The 507-nt window shown below is 53.1% G+C and carries 1 protein-coding gene; it reads right to left on the minus strand.

Features of this window, described 5'->3' with window-relative positions:
* Positions 1-37 precede the first annotated feature (37 nt).
* Positions 38-507 (minus strand): DUF3313 family protein (locus C5P05_RS00620; protein WP_232834280.1); only part of this gene is annotated, 470 nt, incomplete at its 5' end.

Below are 507 nucleotides of genomic sequence, written 5' to 3' on the forward strand. Positions count from 1 at the left end.
CAGCGAAAGTGGAATCAGAAGAGCCGCGTTGAAAAGGCTACGTTTTTTCACGTAGCAGTTTCGCCAATTCGGAGGCAGCTGCATTCAATGCCAATTCTGCCGGCGCCAATGCTGAGAACCTGGCTTTGAATTCAGTAATGGGAACGAAGTAGGCATGTGCCATGCTTGCGATCGGCTGTAGCGTATCTGCATCCAGCACTTGGATCTCTACGGCGGCACCGCCACGATCTAGTGGCACTGTTAAGAATATCGATGTTAAGACGTTGAGTGCAGGATTCACAGACTCTACTCGGGTGATGACAGCTCGAATAACCACCGGGTGCCCGCCAACACTTTGTGGCAGTGCTTCGGCTTCCCTGGAAATGGCCGCTTTCAGCGTGGAAATCAATCGCACCCTTTCAGTCTCCGGGACCGTCGCTTCGACTGGCGTAGCCCACTCAACAGAAATTGAGCGCACCTGATGCGGATCTACAGGAGTTGGAGATCGATAGTAGGCTGTGCTGCCAT

Origin of the sequence: Rhodoferax ferrireducens (assembly GCF_003347515.1) — a bacterium.
Classification (GTDB): Bacteria; Pseudomonadota; Gammaproteobacteria; order Burkholderiales; family Burkholderiaceae_C; genus Rhodoferax.